This is a genomic window from Mycobacterium sp. 1164985.4 (assembly GCF_001668575.1).
Classification (GTDB): Bacteria; Actinomycetota; Actinomycetes; order Mycobacteriales; family Mycobacteriaceae; genus Mycobacterium.
Genome location: NZ_LZMD01000058.1, coordinates 80,636 through 87,397, shown reverse-complemented (window position 1 = coordinate 87,397; position 6,762 = coordinate 80,636). Strand labels below are relative to the sequence as shown.

Genomic DNA, 6,762 nt, shown 5'->3' with positions numbered 1-6,762 from the left:
AATCCCTCGCCGTGGATGTCGAGGAACTCGGTGAAGACGCTCGGCGCCTCGCTCTGCTGCTGGATGAGCTCGAGCTGCATATCGCCGCTGTTGCTCAGCGCCAGCGACTGGGTGATCTCACACGGCTCGCCGCGATAGCGCGCGGCCAGCGTCAGATCCCGCATGACAAACCAGGGCCCCACCCCCAGCTCGAGCCAGCCCGCGATCGCCCGGTCGATGTCGGTGACGACGTAGCCGATCTGGCGGATCGGGCCGGGAAGGACGTTCACGGCGCCCCCGGATGAACCACGATGCGCGGCGGGCCCGACCCCCTGCGCGCCTGATCGATGGCCTCGGGCACCTCGTCGAGACCGATCGTCGCGCCGATGCTCGGCGTCGGATCGAGGCGACCGTCGATGACCGCGTCGAGGGTGCCGTACCAGTCCTGCGGATGAGGCCCCCCGCCGAACTGGATCGTCATGCCCTTGTGGGTGGCGGCCGTGCAGTCGATCGTGCCCGCGTCGTACCAGCCACCGGCGGCGTGCACGCGCGCGAGGAACTCGCAGTTGTCGGCGATCGTCTGCATCAGACCGTTGGCGCCCACGCACTCGAAGATCACCTGCGTGGTCTGGAAACCCTTGGCGCGAAACGTCTCCCGCCACACGTCGTAGGGGTCGCGCTGCGCCGGGTTGACCAGCACATCGGCGCCGAACTTCGCGGCATAGCCCAGTCGGTCGTCGCTGTAATCGGACACCACGAGCGACTCGATGCCGCGCTTCTTCAGCGCGGCGACGGTGGACAGCCCGATGGCGCCCGCGCCGATGACCAGCGGCAGATCACCGGGTCCGGCGCCCGAGCACCGGACGTAGTACTCCCCGACCGCGAACGCGTCGACCAGCGCGACCGCGTCGTTCGGCGCGCCATCCGGCACCCGTCGCGACATCATCTCCGAGACCACCATCAACTCTCCGAACGCGCCATGAGCGTCGGGATGGTGCCCGATCACCAGCGGTTCCTGACCCGCGCGGATCAGGATCGGCATGCTGGTGACCTTGGTTCCGACCGGGAAGTCGCCCGTGCAGTCGGGGCCGTGGCCCACGACCTCCCCGACGAACTCGTGGCCCATCACGGTGTCGCGGTCGGGGTCCCATTCGAATCGCGGCGACGAGTTGGGATGGTCCATGTAGTGGACGTCGGATGCGCAGATCGCCGCCGACAGCGGCCTGATCAACAACTCCCCCGGCCCGGGCGATGGATCGGCTGTCTCCCGGACGTCGAGATTGCCGTCGCGAAGCACCACCGCGCGCATGTCAGACCTTCCTCTTGGCCGCGAAGTCGGTTGAGGCGGCACTGATCATCTCGACGAGCGTGCGCCGGTCGACCGTCCACACCTGCGAGGCCATGGCGCGATTGTTCTCGCCGACGACGTAGGTGGGACCGTTTCCGATGTTCGCGATGATCTCGGCGGCGACGTCCTCGGAGCGCATCTGCGTCTGCGGGTCGTAGTCGACACCCATCCGCGCGAGCGCCGGGGTGTAGGTCATCCCCAGCGGCGTGCAGCACACGTCCACGCCGTGGGGACGCAACTCCGCCCACAGCCCCTCGGCAAACGTGTGCTGGAAGGCCTTGACCGCGGAGTACACCGCCAGCGTGGCCGACCCGGCCAGGCAGGCCAGCGACGCGACGATCACAATGCCGCCGCGGCCGCGCTCGGCCATCGCCGGTCCGAAATGGCGGGCCAAGGCCATCGGCCCGATGCAGTCCAGCGCGACCTGTTTGAGCGAGTACTCGAGGTCGTTCTCGAGAAACGTCGTCGTACGGTCGGAGGCGCCCGCGTTGTAGACGATCAGCCCCACCTCGAGTCCGTCGGTGGCCGCCGCCACCTTCGCGACCACGTCGGGATCGGTGAGGTCCTGCACGACGGCCTGCACCGCAACGCCGTGGCGCTCACGCGCCGCCGCGGCGACCTGGTTGAGCAGCGTTCCATTGCGCGCGATCAGCACGAGGTTGAGCCCGCGCGACGCCAGCTGATCGGCCATCTCGGCGCCGATGCCCTCAGAGGCCCCGGCGATCACCGCCCACGGTCCGTACCGGGCGGCGAAGTCCCCGACTGTCACGGTGCGACGCCGGCCGCGCTCATCACCCGCGCGATGTTGGTGGTGCGCTTGGAGATTCGCCACCCGTCCGCGGTCCTGGCGAGCTCGTCGTCATAGTGACCCAGGGCATCGATCCAGCTTCCGTTGTCATCGGGCACGGCCTGCAGCACCGCGCGCACGTAAGACCGCGCAGTCGCCCGGTCGGCGTCCACGTCGACGACGATGTTGGAGATGCGGTGGTAGGTCTGCCCCATGCCGCCGTGGATCTGCTCCATCAACGTGGTGAAGGCGTCGGGATCGGTGAAGGTCCCCAGGTCGCCGTAGTCGATGTCGACCTCGTCGGCCCAGCACGTGCGGAACAGCTTCCAGTCCTTGAAGTCGATCCCCGTCGCGTAGCGAATCAACACCTCGGCGATCTGCGCTTTGTCGGCGTCCACATCGGGGAGGCTAGCAGCGCGTTGAGCCGTTGACGACCCTGGTTCTCTCTAGACGAGAACGTCATTTCCAGTTATCGTCGGCGCGTGCCGACACAGCAAGTGGCGCTCGCGCCCGAAATCTCGACCTGGCCCGATGACAATCCGCAGCTGATCGGAAGCCGGTGCGGCGCGTGTGGCGCCACCGCCTTCCCGGTCCAGCAGCGCTGCCCGAGGTGCAGCGCCGGTGACATGTCCGAGCTCAAGCTGCCCCGGCGCGGCACCCTCGTCGCGTGGACGACGCAGGGCTTCCCGCCCGGCGCCCCGTACAAGGGCCCCACCGGGAACGACTTCGTGCCCTTCGGCGTCGGTCTGGTTCAGCTCGAGGACGTAATCCGCGTCGAGGGCCGGCTCACCGAGAACGACCCGGCCAAGCTCGAGTTCGGTATGGAGGTCGAGCTGACGATGGTGCCGTTCACCACCGACGACGACGGCAACGAAGTCGTCACCTTCGCCTTCAAGCCCGTCTAGACACAGGAGCATCGAGATGACCAACGACGTGGCGATCATCGGCGTCGGGCTGCACCCGTTCGGCCGATTCCCCAAGACCGCAATGGAGATGGGCGCCGAGGCCATCCAGTCCGCGCTCACCGACGCCGGCCTGGAATGGAAGGACATCCAGTTCGGGTTCGGCGGCAGCTATGAGGTGTCCAACCCCGACGCGGTGACCCGGCTCGTCGGGCTGACGGGCATCACGTTCACCAACGTGTTCAACGCCTGCGCCACCGCCGCAAGCGCGATCCAGCAGACCGCCGACACCATCCGGCTCGGCAAGTACGACATCGGGATCGCGATCGGCCTGGACAAGCATCCGCGCGGTGCGTTCACCGACGATCCGGCGAAACTCGCTCTGCCGCAGTGGTATGCGGAGAACGGCCAGTTCGTCACGACCAAGTTCTTCGGGATGAAGGCCAACCACTACATCCACAAGCACGGCATATCGCAGGCCACCCTGGCGAAGGTGGCTGCCAAAAACTTCCGCAACGGCGCGCTGAACCCGAACGCGTTCCGCCGCAAAGCGATCCCCGAAGAGGTGATCCTGAACTCGGCGGTGCTGAACTACCCCCTGACGCAGTACATGTTCTGTGCGCCGGACGAGGGCGCCGCGGCCGTGATCATGTGCCGCGGAGACATCGCGCACCGCTTCACCAAGAGGCCGGTGTACGTGCGCGCCACCGAGATTCGCACCCGTCGCTTCGGCGCCTACGAGGTCCATGCGACGTCGGCGCCGCTGGACGAGGACGCCTCCCCCACCGTCTACGCCGCCAAGGCGGCCTACGAGGCGGCCGGCCTGGGTCCGGAGGATGTCGACGTCGCGCAGCTTCAGGACACCGATGCGGGCGCCGAGGTCATTCACATGGCCGAGACCGGCCTGTGCGCCGACGGAGAGCAGGAGAAGCTGCTCGCCGACGGCGCCACCGAGATTCACGGGTCGATGCCGATCAACACCGACGGCGGGCTGATCGCCAACGGTGAGCCGATCGGGGCTTCGGGACTGCGGCAGGTGCACGAACTCGTCCGTCAGCTGCGCGGTGAGGCCGGCGACCGTCAGGTCCCCGGCGAGCCCAAAGTCGGCCTGGCGCAGGTGTATGGCGCACCCGGCACCGCGTCCGCAACGATCCTCGCGGTCTGATGCGGTTCGCGATTCGCGACCTCGGTCGCGGACGACGTTCTAAGATCCGGAAATGATCTCCGGTCGCTCGGTCCGTATCGCTTTGCCGGCCCTCGTGGCGGCAACCGTGGTGACCGCCGGCGGCGTGCTGTCGGTCAGCGCGCCGGCGGTGGCGCAGGACCCGCCACCGCCGGTGCTGCACAACGTCAAGTACTCGGTGTTCTCCGAGCAGCCGTTCTACGTCGACATCTACTACCGCGACGTCGATCCCCCGAACTGGGCCGCCTACAGCCACAACCCGTACGAGTTCAGCCCGAAGGTCGAGGCCCAGATCGGACCTGACCAGCAGTGGAATCTCGACGTGCAACTGGCCAGCCCCGACGACTGGGCGATGGTCACGGCTACCAGCGGACCTGGCGAAGCGAAACCCAACATTCACTGCGTGCTCGCGGTCGACGGTGTCGTGGTGAAGACGCATCAAGGTCCGAAGGGCGCGCTCTGCTCGATCAGGAGCTGGTGAGCGCCGTTCTCAGCCGGCCGTGAGCGGTTCGCCCTCGAGGCGGCGAATCCACTTCTCGCAGAACGCGAATGTCTCCGCATGCCCGGTGGTCATGCCAAGCGCCCGTTCGACCACCAACGCCTGAGAGACGCTCGTGGCGAACACCGTCCACACCACCGGCGGGACCTCCTCGGCATCGGCCCCATAGCGTTCGAGGACCGACGCGATGGCCTTGTTCTGCTCCTCGCGGAAGCGTTCGGCGTAGTAGATGATCTCAGCCCGTAGCGCCTTGCGGTGGTTGGCCAGGCCCATGAACTCCATCGTGAGCCGGGTGGCCTCCGGCTGGGTGCTGAACCGCCACAGCGCCCACAACGGTTGAGGCGACGCGAGGGCCTCGGTGAGCGCCGTCAGGCCCGCCTCGGCCATCCGGCGGAACACGGCGAGAAACAGGTCCTCCATGGTGCGGAAGTAATAGTGCACGAGTTGCGGTTTCAGGCCCGCCTTGTCGGCGACCCGTCGCGACGTGACGGCGGCGTAGCCCTCTTCGAGCAGCAACTGCTCGGCGGCGTCCAGCAGCACACCGCGGTTTTTCGCGTCCGGCGCCCCGATCCGTCGCGCAGGCCCAGAAGCCCTAGTCATCCGATCACTTCTCTTCGCCCTTTCCGACACGCCGATCGTAGTGGCGCCTCGCCGTTCGATCTTGACCACGACCTTAACCCCATGCTAAGCAAGTGCTCAGCATATTCAGCCAACCGTTCACGAGCGGCAACCTCCGCTCACCATCACGCGGGCCAGCGTCGACCCCTGGAGGGCTCCTACACCATGACCACTGATTTCGATTCGGTTGACTACTTCACCGATCCCTCCCTCGTCCCCGACCCGCACCCCTACTACGACCACATCCGGTCGAAGGATCCCGTCTGTTGTCCGATCAACAACGGCGTGCTCGCGGTCACCGGATGGGAGGCGGCCAACGCCGTCTACAAGGACAGCGAGAACTTCTCGTCCTGTGTCGCGGTGATGGGCCCCTTCACCCCGATGCCGTTCACACCCGAAGGGGACGACATCTGCCAACAACTCGAAAAGCACCGGACCGAGATTCCGATGTACGAGCACATGGTCACGATGGATCCGCCGCAGCACACCGACGCGCGCTCGATTCTCGCCCGCCTGCTGACGCCCAAGCGCCTCAAGGAGAATGAGGACTTCATGTGGCGGTTGGCCGACCGGCACATCGACGAGTTCATCGCTGACGGCGAGTGCGAATTCCTCGCCGCCTACGCAAAGCCGTTCTCGCTGTTGGTAGTTGCCGATCTACTGGGCGTTCCCGAGGAGGACCACGAAGACTTCCGTGAGTCGTTTGGCGCGCAGCGCCCTGGTTCGAACATCGGCGGTCTCGACCACGAGGTGATCGCGGCCAATCCGCTCGAGTGGGCAGACGAGAAGTTCGCGCGGTACATCGAGGAACGTCGTGAGAATCCTCGCGATGATGTGCTCACATCGATCGCCACCGCCAAGTATCCGGACGGCTCGACACCCGAGGTGGTCGATGTGGTGCGTACGGCGACCTTCCTGTTCGCCGCCGGGCAGGAGACGACGGCGAAACTGCTCGGCGCCGCGATGCGGGTGCTGTCCGACCGGCCCGACATCCAGCAGCAGTTGCGCGATGACCGCAGCCTGATCCCGGTGTTCGTCGAGGAGTGTCTGCGGATGGACAGCCCCGTCAAGAGCGTGTTCCGGATGGCCCGCAAGACAACGACTCTCGGCGAGACGCCGGTGCCCGCGGGCACCACGGTGATGGTCAGCCCGGGCGCGGCGAACCGCGACCCGCAGCGCTTCGACAACCCGCATGAGTTCCAGTTGGACCGCAAGAACGTTCGCGAGCACATCGCGTTCAGTCGCGGTATCCACTCCTGCCCCGGTGCCCCGTTGGCCCGTGTGGAGGGCCGTGTCTCGATCGAGCGCCTCCTCGACCGGTTGGGTGACATCACGGTGAGCGAGGAGAAGCACGGGCCGATCGATGCTCGTCGCTACGTCTACGAGCCGACGTTCATCCTGCGCGGTCTGACCGAGATCAACATCGAATTCAAGCCGATCGGCTGA

9 protein-coding genes are annotated in these 6,762 nt (G+C 66.7%); 4 read left to right on the top strand and 5 right to left on the bottom strand.

Features of this window, described 5'->3' with window-relative positions; translation table 11 throughout:
- From A5650_RS10250 to A5650_RS10235, 4 genes are all read right to left on the bottom strand, one after another.
- Positions 1–269 (bottom strand): VOC family protein (locus A5650_RS10250; RefSeq protein WP_197501832.1); only part of this gene is annotated, 269 nt, incomplete at its 3' end.
- Positions 266–1,288, bottom strand: coding sequence for a zinc-binding dehydrogenase (locus A5650_RS10245; RefSeq protein WP_197501831.1), 1,023 nt, complete (start codon positions 1,286–1,288; stop codon positions 266–268). The genes A5650_RS10245 and A5650_RS10250, both read right to left, overlap by 4 nt.
- 1 nt (position 1,289) lies before the next feature.
- Positions 1,290–2,096 (bottom strand): SDR family NAD(P)-dependent oxidoreductase, encoded by an 807-nt coding sequence (locus A5650_RS10240; protein WP_067289989.1) that lies wholly within the window; start codon positions 2,094–2,096, stop codon positions 1,290–1,292.
- A complete protein-coding gene (locus A5650_RS10235; RefSeq protein WP_067289986.1) occupies positions 2,093–2,512 on the bottom strand; it encodes a nuclear transport factor 2 family protein in 420 nt (139 codons plus the stop codon). Before A5650_RS10235 ends, A5650_RS10240 begins: the two co-directional genes overlap by 4 nt.
- 84 nt (positions 2,513–2,596) lie before the next feature.
- On the opposite strand from A5650_RS10235, the gene A5650_RS10230 reads away from it, so the two are divergent.
- From A5650_RS10230 to A5650_RS10220, 3 genes are read left to right on the top strand one after another with little or no spacing between them, the layout of a single operon-like run.
- The gene (locus tag A5650_RS10230; protein ID WP_064414694.1) at positions 2,597–3,019 is read left to right on the top strand and encodes a Zn-ribbon domain-containing OB-fold protein; all 423 of its coding nucleotides are present in this window, start codon (positions 2,597–2,599) and stop codon (positions 3,017–3,019) included.
- Between the two features lie 16 nt (positions 3,020–3,035).
- Complete coding sequence (locus tag A5650_RS10225; protein WP_067289981.1) at positions 3,036–4,181, top strand: thiolase family protein; 1,146 nt, start codon at positions 3,036–3,038, stop codon at positions 4,179–4,181.
- Between the two features lie 52 nt (positions 4,182–4,233).
- Positions 4,234–4,680, top strand: a complete 447-nt coding sequence (locus A5650_RS10220) for an Rv2576c family protein (protein ID WP_067289978.1) — start codon at positions 4,234–4,236, stop codon at positions 4,678–4,680.
- A gap of 9 nt (positions 4,681–4,689) precedes the next feature.
- Here the strand turns inward: A5650_RS10220 and A5650_RS10215 are convergent, their stop codons facing one another.
- Complete coding sequence (locus A5650_RS10215; RefSeq protein ID WP_067289975.1) at positions 4,690–5,298, bottom strand: TetR/AcrR family transcriptional regulator; 609 nt, start codon at positions 5,296–5,298, stop codon at positions 4,690–4,692.
- A 183-nt stretch (positions 5,299–5,481) separates the two neighbouring features.
- Here A5650_RS10215 and A5650_RS10210 point away from each other — a divergent pair, with 183 nt between their 5' ends.
- Positions 5,482–6,762 carry a cytochrome P450 gene (locus tag A5650_RS10210; RefSeq protein WP_067289972.1) on the top strand — a complete coding sequence of 427 codons (1,281 nt, stop codon included), beginning with the start codon at positions 5,482–5,484 and terminating at the stop codon, positions 6,760–6,762.